The sequence below is a fragment of the Bacillus cereus group sp. MS39 genome (assembly GCF_040448665.1).
GTDB lineage: Bacteria > Bacillota > Bacilli > Bacillales > Bacillaceae_G > Bacillus_A > Bacillus_A wiedmannii.
Genome location: NZ_CP123058.1, coordinates 2,485,137 through 2,501,242 on the forward strand (window position 1 = coordinate 2,485,137; position 16,106 = coordinate 2,501,242).

A 16,106-nucleotide genomic window follows, 5' to 3' on the forward strand; every position below is an offset into this window, starting at 1 on the left:
AAAAAACAAAGGAAAAATGTTATAGTAAAATGAGAGTATATGACATTTTTAGGTAAGGGGGAATCCAAGGTGTGGATTACTTCAGAAGTAGAAATTCCAGATGAGTTATTTGATCATCTTGAACAAGGAAAGTTAGTACTATTTGTTGGAGCGGGAGTTTCTATGAAAGGGAAATCAAACTTACCGAATTTTGATGATCTAGTTGATGAAATTGCGAAAACGTTATATGTAGAAACACGTGAAATTACAGAACCGCATGATTATTATCTTGGTAAAATTGCGAAAACAAAGGATGTACATCAAGTTGCAAGAGATTTAGTTCATATTGAAAAGTCAAAGCCAAATCCGCTTCATTATGCGATTCCGAGGTTGTTTCCTTTAGATACGGAAGTCCGCATTGTAACGACGAATTTTGATAGACATTTTACAACTGCGATGAAAGAAATGAATAGAGAATTAAACGTATATTACGCACCTGCTTTACCTACAGGTAGAGCGTTTAAAGGGCTCGCTTACATACATGGCAATATAGAACAGGAGAAAGAAGCATTAATTTTAACAGATGGTGATTTTGGAAGGGCTTACTTGACGGAAGGATGGGCGAGAAGGTTTTTAGTTGATTTATTTTCAAATTACACCGTTTTGTTCGTTGGATATAGTCATAATGACCCAGTAATGAAATATTTAGCAACTGGTTTACCACCAAGTACAAGGCGTTATGCATTTGTTGCACAAGGAGAAAATACGTACCACTGGGAGCATTTAGGAATAAGACCGATTGTGTATCCGAATAAAGGTAATAATCATCAGTCTCTTGTTAAAGCAGTGAAACGATGGGCGGAATTAATGGGTGATAATTATATTACAAAACGAATGCGAATTCGTGACATAGTAACAGTGCCACCGTCAGTAGAACAGGAACAATTATCATACATAAAACAATCAATAAAAAAAATTGAAACAGTCCGCTACTTTGTTGAATTTGCTCATGATTATGAATGGGTGGAATGGCTTGAAGCTGAAGGGAAATTACAAAATTTATTTTTAGTTACACCAAACTATAATGAGGTAGATGAATTACTTGCAGAATGGTTAGTGGAACAATTTCTTTTTACTCATCAAAAAGAATTATTTCAATTAATTTTTAAAAATCACTCTAAAATATCTCCGTTATTTTGGAGAACTATTTGTAGCTACTTAAACGAAACGAAAAGTAAAATGGACCCGTTGTTGTTTGCAAGATGGACACTCCTTTTATTAGAAACAGCTGAAAAAGATAGTAAATCAATTGAAACAATTTCTTACTTACTACAAAAATGTTCTTTTCCTGAGCATAAAGAGATTGCTTTATTGTTACTAACGTTTATTTTGGACGGGAAACTTAAATTGAAGCGGGAAAGAAAATGGGGAAATGATACGCAAGAATCGATAGAACTTGAGGAATCGAGTCGTTTACCAGTGTCTACATTTTCTTATGTGGAGCAAATTTGGAATGAGAAGATGAAACCGCATATTTCCTATTACGCCGTTCCAATTATGATGATGGGAATAGAGAAGATGCGAATGTTATCCCTAAGACAAACGGCACTGAAAAAAAAGGATAAGGAAAATGCGGAAAAAGACTTTCAGCAAAATGATCTTGCATTTTTAATTCAAATTGTAAAAGAATGTTTAGCCTATTTATGTGAAAACAATGAGAAAAAAGCAAATTATTATATTACAGAAATGATAGAAGCAAACAGTATACTTCAAAATCGAATTGCAATTGATGCGATGAATAAAAATATATTTGTTAGCGCCGATGACAAGATGAAATGGTTGTTACAGGAAGAACTTTTTTTAGATGTCACGTATAAACGTGAAGTTTTTCAACTTATAAAAAATCATTTCGCACTCTCTTTAGAAAAAACGAAGGAAGAAGTCATTCAAATTGTACTGAAGGACCTTGCAGAGGAGCGGGCATTTGATGTTTGTTTCGTGTTAGATTTATTATTCAATTGTGATTCGAATAGTCCATCTACGGCAAAAGGTTACGAGTTAATGAAGCAAAAACATCCTCACTTTCATTCTGATCGATACAGTCTACAAAAGAAAGAGACCACAGAACAAAGTATTACTTGTAATGTAACTGCTGATGGATTATTGCAGCTGAAAGACGAAGAAATTATGAAACAAGTTCGCCAATTTTCTCAAGACGGTGTGTTTGAACAACGTCATTTTTTAGAGATGTTATCGAAAGCATGTAAATTGAATACAGAATGGAGCATTTCATTTGCTTATCAATTAGTTGGCATGCACGAAATAAGTAATGAAGTATGGTTTGTATGTATTAGAGAGTGGCGAAATAACCGAGGACTGACAAATGAACAAATCCAAAAAGTTATTCCGTTATTGCAGAAATTTGTTAGAAATACTGCTTTTCATTGGTTAATTAGTAGTTTTCTATATGAAATTAGTAATCGATTAGAAGAGTTAGAGGAAAATAGTATACGCAATTTGAAACGGTTTGCTTTTTCCGTATTCCCTCAAGTTATGAAAAGTGATACAGATTTTAAGCTGGGAAAACAAGATTTTTACAATGAATCAATCCAGCATCCTGTTGGGAAAATGACAGCTGTATTATTAAAACTGTTATCATATGATCATTTATACGATCGTAATGTGTATGAATATTTATTTTTATTTGAAGAACAAGTAAGAGTTAGTTCAGAACGGACAAATTTTATGCTAGCTCGTTTAGTAGCAGATATTACATTTCTTTATCATATAGAGAAGCAGTGGTGTCGAAAATATTTGTTACCGTATTTAGATTTAAAGAAGGAAAATGAAATTACGAAATATGCATGGGCAGGCTTGTGTTACACGCAAATAAATTTACCTTTATTTACAGAGATGAAGCGATTTATTAAGTATGCGGTAGAACATTTGGAAGTATTACATCCGCATACGAGGGAAGCTTTCTTGAAATGGCTTAGTTTTGTATTTATTAAATGTGTACTGTATTGGGAGCAAAAAACAGAATGGTTATACCCTTTACTTATACGAGAAAATGAAGAAAATAAAATTAAATTTATGCAATTTTTATGCTATTACGTCAAAACATTAAGTGCAAAAGAACAACAAAAATTTTGGACAGCTTGGCTCAGTGTATTTTTGCGAGAGCGACCGAAAATGGGTGAAATCACAGCTAGAGAATATGTAATGCTTTTACGTATTATTTTATTTATGGATGAAATAGTAGAAAGAGGGTTATCTATCATATGTAAAACATTTTTGGACGTGGGTCGAAAAGGAAATCAAACGGAGTTAAAACAGTTATTGAATGAAATACTTGAAAAGACAGAGAGCATAAAAATGTATAAAGAATTGTATGCAAATATATTTTTCACCTTACTGCAAACGCTTCAGGAAGCTGATATACTTGAAACTGAAATCATTCAAATAAAAGAAGTGTTAGTCCGGTATGGAGTAGAAAAATATGTATTAAATGCGATAGATAATGAGATAATTCGCATCGGAATTGTTATGGAGAATTTACAAAAAGAAATGTAGGACGAAAGTGGATTTTTAAAAAAATATATAAAAAGTTGTTGACAGTGTTTTGAAAAGCGTTCTATAATACGAATCATACTTATTCAATTTCAAAAACATTTGAATAAACAAAGTGCAATGAAGAGATCACAGTAGTGGTTAGTCTTACTGTAACAGAGAGCTGGTGGTTGGTGTGAACCAGTACAGGGATAATCATGAATTACAGTCTTGGAGCATCTTTTTCGTAGTAAAGATAGTATTGTCTTTATGAAGGAAAAGCGGTCAATTGATCGTTAACAGTGAAGAGAGGTAGACAGAAATTTAGTCTACAACTAGGGTGGTACCGCGATAAATATCGTCCCTACTGATTTATTCAGTAGGGACTTTTTGTATTTTAGTGGTCCAACTTGAAAATTAAATATTCATGCGTTGAAAGGAAAAGCAGTAGTTGTTGTTTCCCTGTAACAGAGAGCTGGTGGTTGGTGTGAACCAGTACAAAAACAAGAGCGAATTACAGTCCTAGAGCATCTTTTTCGTAGTAAAGATAGTATTGTCTTTATGAAGGGAAAGACGGTCAGATGATCGTTAACAATGAAGAGAGGTAGACGAAAGAAGTCTACAACTAGGGTGGTACCGCGATAAATATCGTCCCTACTGATTGGATCAGTAGGGCTTTTTTGTACAAAAAAAGTGGTTTTTTAGCTAGTAGATAGTGTCTTTGTACTAATTATTAGTTTAAAATAAGAAGAGGTATCGATTCCACTTTAAATTTGTATAATTGACCAGTTCAGAAAATAGAGAATTTTTCATTCTCTTACTATACTTTTAAAACATTAGAGGAGGATTTCCAAATGGCAAATCATGAATTAGATCAATTACGTAAACAGGTAGATGAAATTAACTTACAACTATTACACCTTTTAAACAAACGTGGTGAAATCGTTCAAAAAATTGGGGAACAAAAGCAAGTACAAGGTACGAAACGTTTTGATCCAGTACGTGAGCGTGAAGTGCTTGATATGATCGCAGAGAATAACGAAGGACCATTCGAAACGTCAACGGTTCAACATATTTTCAAAACAATCTTCAAAGCTAGCTTAGAATTACAAGAAGATGATAACCGTAAAGCATTACTAGTATCACGTAAAAAGAAACAAGAAAATACAATCGTTAATGTAAAAGGTGAATTGATTGGTAACGGCACACAAACATTCATCATGGGGCCTTGTGCAGTTGAAAGTTTAGAGCAAGTTCGCCAAGTAGGGCAAGCAATGAAAGACCAAGGCTTAAAATTAATGCGCGGTGGTGCTTTCAAACCGAGAACATCTCCATACGATTTCCAAGGTTTAGGAGTAGAAGGATTACAAATTTTACGCCAAGTAGCAGATGAGTTCGACTTAGCGATCATTAGTGAAATTTTAAATCCGAACGATGTTGAAATGGCATTAGACTACGTTGATGTAATTCAAGTTGGTGCACGTAATATGCAAAACTTCGATTTACTACGAGCTGTAGGTAAAGTTAACAAGCCAGTATTACTAAAACGTGGTTTAGCAGCAACAATTGATGAGTTCATTAACGCAGCGGAATACATCATTGCACAAGGTAACGACCAAATTATTCTATGTGAGCGCGGTATCCGCACATACGAAAGAGCAACACGTAACACATTAGATATTTCAGCAGTACCGATTTTAAAGAAAGAAACACATTTACCAGTTATCGTTGACGTAACGCATTCAACTGGACGTAGAGATTTATTATTACCAACGGCGAAAGCAGCACTTGCAATTGGTGCAGATGCAGTAATGGCTGAAGTACATCCAGATCCAGCAGTTGCATTATCAGATTCTGCACAACAAATGGATATTCCAGAATTCCATAGATTCATGGATGAGTTAAAAGGATTCAAAAATAAATTATCTTAATTCCATATTATATATGCGCTGAAGAGGAAACAGTAGTGCTTATCTCACTGTTAAAGAGAGCTGATGGTCGGTGTGAATCAGTACAAAGGTAAGCATGAATTACAGCCTTGGAGCATCTTTCTCGCCATTTATGGAGGGGAAGACGGTCAAATGATCGTTAAAGAAGAAGAGAGGTAGACAGAAACTTAGTCTACAACTAGGGTGGTACCGCGATAAACATCGTCCCTACTGAGCGCTCAGTAGGGACTTTTTTGTACAAAAAAATAGTAAAGGGGCAAGAGAAATGAGATACATTACAGCTGGAGAATCACATGGGCCGCAGTTAACAGTTATTTTAGAAGGTGTACCAGCAGGTTTAACATTAACAGCGGAACATATTAATAAAGAATTATTAAGAAGACAAAAAGGGCACGGACGCGGAAGACGTATGCAAATTGAAACTGATACAGTTGAAATTGTAAGTGGTGTTCGTCATGGGATGACACTTGGCTCACCAATAACGTTAATCGTTAAAAATGATGATTTCAAACATTGGACGAAAGTAATGGGTGCAGAGCCAATTTCGGAAAAAGAAAGTAAAGATATGAAACGTACAATTACAAAACCACGTCCAGGACATGCGGATTTAAACGGAGCAATCAAATACGGTCATCGTGATATAAGAAACGTACTAGAACGCTCATCTGCAAGGGAAACGACAGTTCGTGTAGCTGCTGGTGCAGTTGCGAAGCAAATTTTAAAAGAGTTAGGCGTGGAAATTGCAGGACACGTTCTTGAAATTGGTGGTGTGCAAGCGAAGCATATTTCTAACTTATCAATAGAAGAAATTCAAACAATTACTGAAGATTCACCAGTTCGATGTTTAGATAAAGAAGTAGAACAAGAGATGATGGATGCGATAGATAACGCTAAAAGTAGTGGGGATTCAATCGGCGGTATTGTTGAAGTCATTGCAGAAGGTATGCCAATAGGTGTTGGTAGTTACGTTCATTACGATCGTAAATTAGATGCAAAACTTGCTGGTGCGATTATGAGTATTAATGCATTTAAAGGTGCTGAAATCGGCGTTGGTTTTGAAGCAGCAAGACAGCCAGGAAGTAAAGTACACGATGAAATTTTATGGGATGAGGAACAAGGATACACGAGAAAAACGAATAATGCCGGCGGTTTAGAAGGCGGTATGACAACAGGTATGCCGATCGTCGTAAGAGGTGTAATGAAGCCAATTCCTACATTATACAAACCGTTAGCAAGTGTTGACATTGATACGAAAGAAGCATTCCAAGCGAGTATTGAAAGATCTGATAGTTGTGCAGTACCAGCAGCAGGTGTAGTAGCTGAATCTGTTGTAGCATGGGAACTTGCACATGCGCTTGTCGAACAATTCGGAAAAGATCGTATGGATTTAATTCAGCAAAACATTACACAACATAACAAATACGCAAAAGAATTTTAATAAAAAGGTGGTTTTAACATGCAAGTAAAAGATCAACTATCATCATTACAACCATATAAACCAGGTAAATCACCTGAACAAATGAAAGAAGTGTACGGAGATCATTCGTTTGTGAAATTAGCATCGAATGAAAATCCATTCGGCTGCTCACCACGTGTTTTAGGTGAGTTGCAAAAATCGTGGTTAGAACATGCTTTATATCCTGACGGAGGTGCTACAACACTTCGTCAAACAATTGCAAATAAGTTACATGTACAAATAGAACAAGTACTTTGCGGTAGTGGTTTAGATGAAGTCATTCAAATGATAAGCCGTGCAGTACTTAAAGCAGGAGATAATATCGTAACGGCTGGTGCAACATTCCCGCAGTACCGTCATCATGCAATTATTGAAGGCTGTGAAGTGAAAGAAATTCCTTTAAATAACGGTGTATACGATTTAGACGAAATTTCGTCAGCGGTAAATAATAATACGAAAATCGTATGGATTTGTAATCCGAACAACCCGACAGGCACATATGTGAATGATCAAAAATTGACTCAATTTATTGAAGGTATTAGTGAAAATACGTTAATTGTCATTGATGAAGCGTACTATGAATACGTAACAGCAAAGGATTTCCCAGAGACATTACCGCTTTTAGAAAAACATAAAAATATTCTTGTACTTAGAACATTTTCTAAAGCGTACGGATTAGCTTCTTTCCGCGTTGGATATGCGATTGGACAGAAAGAGCTAATCGAGAAATTAAATGTCGTACGTTTGCCATTTAACGTATCTTCATTAGCGCAAAAAGCAGCGACGATTGCTTTTGGTGATGACGAGTTTATTGAGGAAATAGTTCGTGTGAATACAGAGGGATTACAACAATACGAAAGCTTTTGTAAAGAAAATGAAATTCCGTTTTATCCATCGCAAACAAATTTCATCTTCTTGCCAGTTGAGAATGCTGGGGAGATTTATGAAGCTTGTGCACACGCAGGATTTATTATTCGTCCGTTCCCAAATGGTGTCCGTATTACAGTCGGAACAAGGGAGCAAAATGAAGGAGTGATTTCAGTGTTAAAACAACACTTTGAAAATAAAAAAAGAAAGTCTCGAGATGAGGAAAATGCGTAAAAAGGTAGTTTTAATTGGAACTGGTTTAATCGGAGGCTCTCTCGCATTAGCAATTAAGAAAGAGCACGATGTAACGATAACAGGTTATGATATATTTCAAGAACAAGTAGAGCGTGCAAAAGAATTACATGTAGTAGATGAAGTAGCAGTAGATTTACAGCATGCATGTGAAGAGGCGCATTTAATTGTGTTTGCTTCTCCAGTTGAAGAAACGAAGAAGTTATTACACAAATTAGCGTCATTTCATTTACGAGAAGATGTTATTGTAACAGATGTTGGTAGTACAAAAGGGACGATCATGAATGAAGCGGAAGCTTTATTTTCAAAGGAAGTCTCTTTTATTGGTGGACATCCGATGGCAGGTTCTCATAAAACGGGAGTTGAAAGTGCAAAAGCACATTTATTTGAAAATGCATTTTATATTTTAACGCCGATGAATCATGTGCCAAATGAACATGTGGAAGAACTGAAGCGTTGGTTACAAGGAACAGGATCTCATTTTCTCGTTCTAAATACAGAGGAACATGATTATGTAACAGGGATCGTTAGTCATTTTCCGCATCTTATCGCAGCTGGATTAGTAAAGCAAGTGGAGAAACATGCAGGAGATAATCCGCTCATTCATCAACTAGCTGCCGGAGGGTTTAAAGACATTACACGTATCGCATCTAGTAGCCCAAAAATGTGGAGTGATATTGTTAAGCAAAATCGCGAGCATTTAATGGTATTATTAAAAGAGTGGATCTCTGAAATGGAAGATTTATATGATACAGTTTCTACCGGAGATGCAGGCGAGATTCAAAACTATTTTGCAGACGCGAAAGAATACCGTGACTCTTTACCAGTACGAAAGAGAGGGGCAATTCCTGCCTATCACGACTTATACGTCGATGTTTTAGATAAAGTAGGGGCATTGGCTCATATTACGAGTATTTTGGCACGCGAAGAAATTAGTATTACGAACTTGCAAATATTAGAAGCACGTGAAGGGTTGCTTGGGGTATTACGTATTAGCTTCCAAAGAGAAGAAGATCGTATGAAAGCAAAGCTAGCGCTTAGAGAAGAAAAATACCAAACTTATGAAACAATTTAAATGAGAAGGTGAAAACATGAAGGAAAGAACAATAGAACCTGTTAATAACGGATTAAATGGTATTATTACAATTCCAGGAGATAAATCCATTTCACACCGCGCTGTCATGTTCGGCGCGATTGCAGAAGGAAAAACAACAATTAAAGGTTTCTTGCCCGGTGCAGACTGTTTAAGTACAATTTCTTGCTTTAAAGAAATGGGAGTAGAAATCGTGCAAAATGGTGATGAAGTCACTGTAGTTGGTAAAGGATTAGAAGGCTTACAAGAACCGAAAGCTGTATTAGATGTTGGTAATTCTGGTACAACAATACGTTTAATGTCAGGAATTTTGGCAAATACACCATTTTTCTCTTGCGTACAAGGTGATGCATCTATCGCAAAAAGACCGATGAAACGTGTTACAAATCCATTAAAACAAATGGGTGCAAACATTGATGGCCGCGAAGAAGGGACGTTTACACCGTTAACAATACGTGGTGGAGATTTAAAAGCAATTGAATACACTTCACCTGTAGCGAGTGCGCAAGTAAAGTCAGCTATTTTACTTGCAGGTCTTCGTGCAGAAGGTGTAACAGCTGTTACAGAACCACATATTTCACGTGATCATACGGAAAGAATGCTTGAAGCATTTGGTGTTAACGTAACTCGCGAGGGAAAAACAGTGAAACTTGCAGGTGGACAGAAGTTAACAGCGACAGACGTTCAAGTACCAGGTGACGTATCATCAGCAGCATTTTTCTTAGTAGCAGGTGCAATTATTCCAAATAGTAAACTAGTATTACAAAATGTAGGAATGAACCCAACTCGTACAGGTATTATTGATGTTTTAGAGAAAATGGGTGCTACTTTTACTGTAGAGCCAATTAACGAAGGAGCATCAGAACCAGCTGCAAATATTACAATTGAAACATCTTCATTAAAAGGAATCGAAATTGGCGGAGATATTATCCCAAGATTAATCGATGAAATTCCTGTTATCGCCTTAGCGGCAACGCAAGCAGAAGGAATTACAGTAATTAAAGATGCGCACGAATTAAAAGTAAAAGAAACGAACCGTATTGATACAGTCGTTGCGGAGTTAACGAAACTAGGAGCGCGCATAGAAGCAACTGATGACGGGATGATTATTTACGGGAAATCAGCACTAAAAGGCAATACAGTAAATAGTTACGGTGATCACCGCATCGGAATGATGCTTGCAATTGCCGGCTGTCTAGCAGAAGGAAAAACAACAATTGAAGACGCAGAAGCAGTAGGCGTATCATATCCTACATTCTTCGAAGAACTTCAAAAGTTAGCAAAATAAAGTAATAAAAAGCAGATACGGGATGTATCTGCTTTTTATATTGGATTCGTGTCGTTAAGTCCATATAATTGCATTCACCGCACTGGAATATTGGGAATTATGGTACAATTCAAACAAGGAATGGAGGAGAAATATATGAACGTTATACGATTAAAAGAAGATAGATTTAGAGAAGCATTACGCTTATCGGAATACGCTTTTCAATATAAAGTTGATGAGGAACGATTGCAACAACAACTTACAAAGATGAAAGAAAGTCATGAAATATACGGTATTATGGAAGGGAAAGATGTAGCAGCAAAACTGCATCTTATTCCGTTTCATATATACATAGGCAAAGAAAAATTAAAAATGGGAGGCGTTGCAGGGGTAGCGACGTATCCAGAGTATAGAAGAAGCGGGTATGTAAAAGAATTGCTTCAACACTCACTTCAAACGATGAAAAATGACGGATATACAGTATCAATGCTACATCCATTTGCTGTTTCATTTTACCGTAAATACGGCTGGGAACTTTGTGCGAATCTCTTTGTATGTCATATGACAAAGAGTGATTTAGTTATGAAAAAACAAGTAAATGGTACTGTAAAACGTTTCAATAAAGAAAATCACCCAGAAGAGGTCGAAAAGATTTATGAAACATTTGCAGAACGTTTTTCCGGTATGCTAGTTCGCGATGAAAAATGGTGGTTACAAGCTGTTTATGATGATTTAACATTAGCGATTTATTACGATAAAAATAAAACGGCAGCTGGCTACATGCTATATAAAATAGAAAACTATAAAATGACAGTAGAAGAATTTGTTCCACTGTATAATGAAGCGCGAAATGGTCTGTGGAACTTTATTTGTCAGCATGATTCTATGATTAAAGAATTTGAAATGACAGTAAGTGAAAATGAACCGTTATTATATACACTAAAAGAGCCACGCGTGAAAGCAGAAATAAAGCCATATTTTATGGGCAGAATTGTAGATGTGGAGCAGTTCTTAAAACAATATGAGTTGAATTGGAACAATGCACAGCAAGAAGTGATTTTACATATTATAGATTCATTTGCACCGTGGAATAACGTTACAGTGAGGCTTGCAAATCATGAAATAACAATTATAGAAGAAGAAATAAAGGATAAAGGAATTAGGCTAGATATAAATGCATTATCTACAATAATGTTTGGATACAAACGTCCGTTAGAACTTAATGAACTAGAATTAATTAGCGGAAGTGAAGAGGAAATACGAGCGTTTGAGAATATAGTTCCAGTACGTAAAGCATTTATTTATGATTTCTTTTAAGTTATAAATAGGAAATTGAGCTGTCCCAAATAAAATTTTGGGACGGCTCAAATTATATTGTCAGTTTTTGTCGGTAAGTCGATATATCTTGAAAATCGCTCATATAATTTTTTCACAAACAAGGGATTAAAAACGAAACGATACTGGTCACGCACTTGACTTTTAATCCATGTAATTTATAATTAAAAACGGAATGAATTTTCATTCCTGAAAATAGAGGTGGAAAAAATGGCTAAAAACAAACAAGAGGATATTTTTGATGCTGCGATGCAACTTTTCGCAGAGCGTGGTTACGATGGTACGACAATTCCAATGATCGCTGAAAAAGCAAAGGTCGGTGCGGGTACTATTTATCGCTACTTTGAAAATAAAGAGGCGCTTGTTAACTCATTATTTTCAAAAAGTATGTTAGAGCTTTCTGAAATGATAAAAACGGATTTTCCTGTTGAAGCAAATATTCGTGAACAGTTTAGTCATACGTACAACCGTTTATTTGAATTTGCGAGAAACAATGTGGACGCTTTTTTGTTTACAAATTCTCACTGCGATAGTTATTTTCTTGACGAACAAAGTAAGCAAATATTTGACGATTTTATAGGCTTCTTTATGAATATTATTGAAGATGGAATCGCAAAAGGTTTTCTTCGTCCATTGCCTCCAGTTGCTTTAATTATTATTGTATATCAACCGCTAGAAAAACTAACGAAGGTAATTGCAACAGGACAATTAGAATACTCAAAAGAATTAGTAAAAGAATTGGAAGAAAGTTCTTGGAACGCTATTAGAATCATTTGATTCTATAGCTAATAAGTATAGGAATGAATATTCATTCCTGGATATATTTAAAACATGAGAGTAGGAGAGGATATTTGTGTAACGATAGGAATGAACATTCATTCCGGTAAAGGTAGTTTAATAGAATTTACAAAATAATGTAATAGGATGATAGGAATGAACGTTCATTCCGAAAAAAGTATTTTTAAAAGGATAGGAATGAATATTCATTCCCTTTTAATTTTCAAAACGGGAGATGATTAAAATGAGTAAGCTGAAAAATTGGAGAAGTTTATCTTTTCTATTATGGATAGTTATTACTATTACAATGATCGTAACGATGCCTAATATGGATAAATTAGTGAAAGAAAAAGGGCACATTACGATTCCTAATACAGAACAAAGTAGTATTGCTGACAAGATGATAAAAGAGATGGATAAAGACGGGACTGAAAAGTATGAAATTATAGCTGTTTTTAATAGTGGAAGTAAAACAGCTTTAACAACTGAACAAAAAGAGGAAATAATAAAAACAATCAATGCTTTACAAAATGAAAAAGAGCAATTAGGAATTAAGGAAGTTGTTTCACATTTAGATAATAAAGATTTGGAAAAACAGTTGATATCTAAAGACAATACGACCATTTTAACGCAAATCTCTGTAAATAAAAAAAATGGTGAAATATCAAAAGTTGCAAATGGGCTTCATAAAAAAGTGCAAACGAAAGGGGTAAAAACGTACTTAACAGGAAGTGATTTAATAGCGGGTGATTTTCTTACTTCCTCTCAAGAGGGAGTGAAGAAGACAGAAGTTATTTCTATCATTTTCATTCTAGTTGTATTAATCATTGTATTTCGTTCACCAATTGTTCCGATTGTTTCCCTTCTTACTGTTGGTGTATCATATTTAGTTTCAATGGGGATTATTGCCCATTTAGTAGATCAATTTAATTTTCCGTTTTCTAACTTTACACAAGTGTTTGTAGTCGTTGTCCTGTTTGGGGTTGGAACAGACTATAACATTTTATTATATACAAGATTTAAAGAAGAATTAAGTAAACAAGAAAATGCATTTTTGGCTACGAAAGAAACGTTTAAATCAGCAGGGAAAACCGTTTTATATAGCGGGATAGCAGTACTAATTGGTTTTGCATCTCTTGCTTTAGCGAGTTTTAAATTATATCAATCTACTTCAGCCGTAGCAATTGGTGTAGCAGTATTATTACTCGTATTAACTACGTTAAATCCATTTTTTATGGTGCTTTTAGGAAAAGGAATGTTTTATCCAGTTAAAACATTTAAAGGTCATGAGGATAGTCGTTTATGGGGATTTCTTGCGAAAAATTCAGTAGTAAGACCGTTCGCAGCTTTAATCATCGTATTTGTGATATCGATTCCTTTCGTAATGAAATACTCTAACACACTAAATTACAATGACTTATTTGAAGTAGACAATAAGTACGAATCAAAGATGGGGATTAACGTAATAGAAGATCATTTTCCGCCTGGTTTTTCTTCACCAAGTACGTTAGTGATTCAATCAAACAAAAAATTAGATGAAGGAACGTCTCTACAAACTTTAGACGAACTAACTAATAAGATTTTGAAAGTGAAAGGTGTTTCAGAAGTATATTCACCGACGCGTCCAACCGGTGAAAGGATAAAAGAACTATATATAAATAAACAAGCGGGAGAATTGAATACAGGTTTAGGAGATGCCAATGGTGGCATAAAAGAAATCAATGATGGTTTAACGGATGCTAAAAATAAAATGGGTGGTAATGAGTCAGACGGCCTCGCAAATGTTCAAAAGTTAATTGATGGAACGAACGAGGCGGAAAATGGTGTATCGGCTTTAGGAACAGCGTTGAATCAATTATCGAATGGAATAAACGATGGGGCACAAGGAGCACAGCAAATTGAGAGTGGGTTAACTTCAGTAAATGAAAATATAAATGTCCTATCTAATGCAACGTCACAGCTTCATGCTGGCTATGCACAGTTAGAAAAAGGTTTAAGTGCTTACAATCAATACTTCGGAAGCATTTCTCAAGCGATTGATGGTGCGAAAAAAGGATACGAACAAATCGAAATGTTAATGACCAATTTCATTCAAACGAAACCAGAATTAGCAAATGATCCGAACATACTGCAAACGATAGGAATTGCTAAAGAGGCTCAAAAGCAATTAAGTATACTATCAAAAGAATTAAATGAATTAGCAACGCAGCATAAAGCGGCAATGGGGTCATTTAATGAAGCGAATCAATCATTATTGAAAGTCGATAACGGCTTAAAAGAAATGAGCAATGGAGTTACTAAATTACAAAAAGGGGCAGCTGATCTTAAAAATGGATTAAATGAAGGGACTTCAGGTTCAAAACAAATTGCGAACAAGTCATCAGAGTTACAAACCGGATTAACAAAAATAAATGATGGGCAAGGCCAGCTATTAACTGGGCTGAAAGACTTGCAAGAAAAGATGGGGCAATTACAATCAGGCTTATCTAAAAGTACAGAAGGGCTTGGAAAAGTAAGTAACGGCCTAAATGACGCACAGAAATATTTAGGCGAGCTAAATGAATCAAAAAGCTCTGAGAAGTTTTATATTCCAAAAGAGGTTTTAGAGGGAGAAGATTTCCAAAAAGCTTTGAATACGTACATGTCACACGATAGAAAAACTGCTAAAATGACAATCATTTTAGACGCGAATCCGTATTCAAAAGAAGCGATGCCAATTATTCAAGAAATCAATAATACGATAGATGGTACTTTGAAGGGGACTGAATTAAATGATGCGAAAACAGCAATCGGTGGCACAACAGCTAGAAACGTTGATTTAAAAGAAGTAACAGGCCAAGATTTCTTACGTACAGCTACAATTATGTTAATTGGAATTGCGATCGTATTAATCATGATTACACGTTCATTATTAAACACAATCTTTATTATTGGATCGCTAATATTAGCGTACTTTGCATCACTAGGTATAAGTGAACAAATTAGTACGCATGTTTTACATGTAGATTCATTAAGCTGGAATGTTCCATTCTTTAGTTTCATAATGATTGTCGCTTTAGGAGTGGATTATAGTATTTTTGTAATGATGAGATACAATGAGTTAGAAGGGGACCCAGCGACGAAAATTGTAAATGCATCTCGTCACATAGGGGGAGTCGTATTATCAGCGGCACTGATTCTAGTTGGTACATTTGCTGCATTAATCCCTTCAGGTGTATTGACACTTATACAAGTAGCATCTGTTGTTGGTGTTGCACTGTTACTATTAGCGATAATTGTGATGCCAATATTATTACCTGCTTTAATAGGGTTAACGAGTAAAATGAAGGATTATACAAAGAAATTAAGCAAAAGAAAATAAAAGAATCCCCTTTTAAAAGTATGCCATTTACCACGAAGGAAGGGAAAAAGTAAACAGTAAACATACCAGCACAACGATTGGGGATTACTGACAAAGTGTTTGATTTAAAAGATATAATTTACTTTAGATAGTTCACTCAAATAAGAGTGGACTATATTTTTTTAAAAGGTAAATGGAAAATTTATGTTAAAATAATTATAGACATTGTGAAAAAATGTTCT

At 35.2% G+C, this 16,106-nt stretch carries 9 protein-coding genes and 3 other annotated features; all 9 genes read left to right on the forward strand.

Going from position 1 to position 16,106, the window contains the following annotated elements; all coding sequences use genetic code 11:
* The first annotated feature begins 39 nt into the window (after positions 1–39).
* Positions 40–3,552, forward strand: coding sequence for a DUF4020 domain-containing protein (locus QEP67_RS13110; protein WP_002108130.1), 3,513 nt, complete (start codon positions 40–42; stop codon positions 3,550–3,552).
* A 108-nt stretch (positions 3,553–3,660) separates the two neighbouring features.
* Positions 3,661–3,897: a binding site (T-box leader), on the forward strand.
* Positions 3,898–3,951: 54 nt separating this feature from the next.
* Positions 3,952–4,187, forward strand: a binding site (T-box leader).
* A 195-nt stretch (positions 4,188–4,382) separates the two neighbouring features.
* Positions 4,383–5,459 (forward strand): bifunctional 3-deoxy-7-phosphoheptulonate synthase/chorismate mutase, encoded by a 1,077-nt coding sequence (locus QEP67_RS13115; RefSeq protein ID WP_001273583.1) that lies wholly within the window; start codon positions 4,383–4,385, stop codon positions 5,457–5,459.
* Positions 5,460–5,468: 9 nt separating this feature from the next.
* Positions 5,469–5,689, forward strand: a binding site (T-box leader).
* A 53-nt stretch (positions 5,690–5,742) separates the two neighbouring features.
* Entirely contained in the window at positions 5,743–6,915 is a 1,173-nt protein-coding gene (gene aroC / locus QEP67_RS13120) for a chorismate synthase (protein ID WP_001269421.1), read from the forward strand.
* 18 nt (positions 6,916–6,933) lie between these two features.
* Positions 6,934–8,034 carry a histidinol-phosphate transaminase gene (hisC, locus tag QEP67_RS13125; RefSeq protein ID WP_001197278.1) on the forward strand — a complete coding sequence of 367 codons (1,101 nt, stop codon included), beginning with the start codon at positions 6,934–6,936 and terminating at the stop codon, positions 8,032–8,034.
* A complete protein-coding gene (gene tyrA / locus QEP67_RS13130; protein WP_001228146.1) occupies positions 8,027–9,127 on the forward strand; it encodes a prephenate dehydrogenase in 1,101 nt (366 codons plus the stop codon). The genes hisC and tyrA overlap by 8 nt, the downstream gene beginning before the upstream one ends.
* Positions 9,128–9,143: 16 nt before the next feature.
* Positions 9,144–10,433, forward strand: coding sequence for a 3-phosphoshikimate 1-carboxyvinyltransferase (aroA, locus tag QEP67_RS13135; protein ID WP_000664597.1), 1,290 nt, complete (start codon positions 9,144–9,146; stop codon positions 10,431–10,433).
* A 135-nt stretch (positions 10,434–10,568) separates the two neighbouring features.
* The gene (locus tag QEP67_RS13140) at positions 10,569–11,729 is read left to right on the forward strand and encodes a GNAT family N-acetyltransferase (RefSeq protein WP_001100977.1); all 1,161 of its coding nucleotides are present in this window, start codon (positions 10,569–10,571) and stop codon (positions 11,727–11,729) included.
* A 228-nt stretch (positions 11,730–11,957) separates the two neighbouring features.
* A complete protein-coding gene (locus tag QEP67_RS13145) occupies positions 11,958–12,524 on the forward strand; it encodes a TetR/AcrR family transcriptional regulator (protein ID WP_001107302.1) in 567 nt (188 codons plus the stop codon).
* A 244-nt stretch (positions 12,525–12,768) separates the two neighbouring features.
* Positions 12,769–15,885: an MMPL family transporter gene (locus QEP67_RS13150; RefSeq protein ID WP_353706614.1), complete on the forward strand. Its 3,117-nt coding sequence runs from the start codon at positions 12,769–12,771 to the stop codon at positions 15,883–15,885.
* Positions 15,886–16,106 lie beyond the last annotated feature (221 nt).

What these genes read in the sequence shown, in the direction of transcription:
- hisC (WP_001197278.1), top strand. Translation starts at nt 6,934, where the DNA reads ATGCAAGTAAAAGATCAACTATCATCATTACAACCATATAAACCAGGT.
- aroA (WP_000664597.1), top strand. Translation starts at nt 9,144, where the DNA reads ATGAAGGAAAGAACAATAGAACCTGTTAATAACGGATTAAATGGTATT.
- tyrA (WP_001228146.1), top strand. Translation starts at nt 8,027, where the DNA reads ATGCGTAAAAAGGTAGTTTTAATTGGAACTGGTTTAATCGGAGGCTCT.
- QEP67_RS13110 (WP_002108130.1), top strand. Translation starts at nt 40, where the DNA reads ATGACATTTTTAGGTAAGGGGGAATCCAAGGTGTGGATTACTTCAGAA.
- aroC (WP_001269421.1), top strand. Translation starts at nt 5,743, where the DNA reads ATGAGATACATTACAGCTGGAGAATCACATGGGCCGCAGTTAACAGTT.
- QEP67_RS13115 (WP_001273583.1), top strand. Translation starts at nt 4,383, where the DNA reads ATGGCAAATCATGAATTAGATCAATTACGTAAACAGGTAGATGAAATT.
- QEP67_RS13150 (WP_353706614.1), top strand. Translation starts at nt 12,769, where the DNA reads ATGAGTAAGCTGAAAAATTGGAGAAGTTTATCTTTTCTATTATGGATA.
- QEP67_RS13140 (WP_001100977.1), top strand. Translation starts at nt 10,569, where the DNA reads ATGAACGTTATACGATTAAAAGAAGATAGATTTAGAGAAGCATTACGC.
- QEP67_RS13145 (WP_001107302.1), top strand. Translation starts at nt 11,958, where the DNA reads ATGGCTAAAAACAAACAAGAGGATATTTTTGATGCTGCGATGCAACTT.